The organism is Vibrio sp. Isolate30, from assembly GCF_022397975.1.
Classification (GTDB): domain Bacteria; phylum Pseudomonadota; class Gammaproteobacteria; order Enterobacterales; family Vibrionaceae; genus Vibrio; species Vibrio fortis.
In genome coordinates, this window is sequence record NZ_JAKEUS010000022.1 from 1 (window position 1) to 1,525 (window position 1,525).

Sequence of the window (1,525 nt, forward strand, 5' to 3'; positions counted from 1 at the left end):
GACTTATGCGTATCTAAGCCAATGAAAATTATGCTATCGTTAGTCATGCTAGCCTCCAAATTTAGTTGTTTGACGCACTAATTATGGCTCTGGCTTTAAGCTAACCCACGATTTTGGAGGCTAGCACCTCGTGGGGGTCATTATGTCTAGCCGTCTATGGAGTTTTGTTTGAATAATCGAGTAGTTTTTACAGGTGGACCTGGTTCAGGGAAGACTTCAGTTATCGAATTTCTGCGTCAGATGGGTTACGCAAATGCACCTGAAGTTGGGCGGAAAGTTATCCAATCCCAAGTCGAATTGCAAGGTACTGCATTACCTTGGTTGGACAAGGTCGCATTCCGAGACGAGATGGTTCTTGAAGAAATTTACAATTACGAAAAATTTGGTGGTACTGAAGTTACGTTTTACGACCGAAGTGTTATCGACTCTTATGGGTACAGTAAGCTTGAGCACATACCTATATCAGATCTTTTGTTAGAGAAATGTGGTGAACTGACTTATTGCCGTACAGTTTTCATTTTTCCGCCTTGGGAAGAAATCTACGAAAATGACGCTGAGCGAAAGCAAGACCTTGCTGAAGCAATAGCGACATATCATGAAATGGTGAGTGCATATATTAAATTTGGCTACGACTTAATTGAAGTACCCAAGGTTTCAGTTAAAGAAAGAGCACAGTTCATCGTAAGCAAAATGAGCTACGGCTAACAAGCAATTTAAGAGGGATTCACAACGCTCGGCACTTTTGCTTCTACTTCAAATTTAGTGTTTATGGCACAATGCTTTAGGTTTGGGTGGAGGCGTTGTTCACCCCTTAATTGGGCGTTAGCTTTCTGGGGAGAAATAATGAGGATCAGACAAATTAAGGCTTACCGAGTAACATCAATTATTTCTTTGCTGTTAGGCATTACCGCACTACAGGAAATATATATAATCGAAAACCTATTAATTATTGGTTTTGCTGCTGGTGTGCTTGGTACCTTCTTGCTAGGTAGTGCCGGGCTTTTTACGGTATTTCGATTTGTGTCTGCGTTTTTGAAGGAATCAAGTTTAAGCCTGTCTAGTCGTGTTTTAGGGTGTACTTATTCGGTGCTACCTGTTCTACTTTGGTACTTATGCAACGTTAAGTTTATATTGGTGCCTGCGGTGAATGCTAAAGAGCTTTCAACCTTCTTTATTCCATCGGCTTTGGCTGTGTTAAATGGAGTTATAGGGGTAATCTTATTCTTCGGAGTCGTTGAAATAAATAATAAACTTCTGGGGAAATCATAAAGCTAACAAACTGTTCAAGAGGGATTCGCAACGCGTGGCATTTTCACTATGCGTTGGTTTTAGTGTTTAAGGTGGTATGCGGCGGCTTCGGTATTGCGTTGCTCACCCCTTAACAGGGCGTTGATATGACCCCCACTGTCAATAAGAGCGTAGAAGTTTCTGCTCCCACATTTCCAGAGCCTTACTAGTAAATCAGTAGTAGTGTTACCGCATAGGTGAAGCAAGTAATTTCGTCGGTTCTCATGCTGATATACGT

Annotated in this window: 2 protein-coding genes; both read left to right on the forward strand. The window is 41.4% G+C overall.

Going from position 1 to position 1,525, the window contains the following annotated elements; genetic code table 11:
• The first annotated feature begins 168 nt into the window (after positions 1 to 168).
• Complete coding sequence (locus L1D60_RS23330) at positions 169 to 705, forward strand: AAA family ATPase (RefSeq protein WP_239843167.1); 537 nt, start codon at positions 169 to 171, stop codon at positions 703 to 705.
• A 138-nt stretch (positions 706 to 843) separates the two neighbouring features.
• Positions 844 to 1,269 carry a hypothetical protein gene (locus L1D60_RS23335; RefSeq protein WP_048625681.1) on the forward strand — a complete coding sequence of 142 codons (426 nt, stop codon included), beginning with the start codon at positions 844 to 846 and terminating at the stop codon, positions 1,267 to 1,269.
• The last annotated feature ends 256 nt before the right edge of the window (positions 1,270 to 1,525 follow it).

Bases quoted from the DNA above. Each gene is read 5' to 3' on its own strand.
- L1D60_RS23335 (WP_048625681.1), top strand. From the start codon at position 844: ATGAGGATCAGACAAATTAAGGCTTACCGAGTAACATCAATTATTTCT.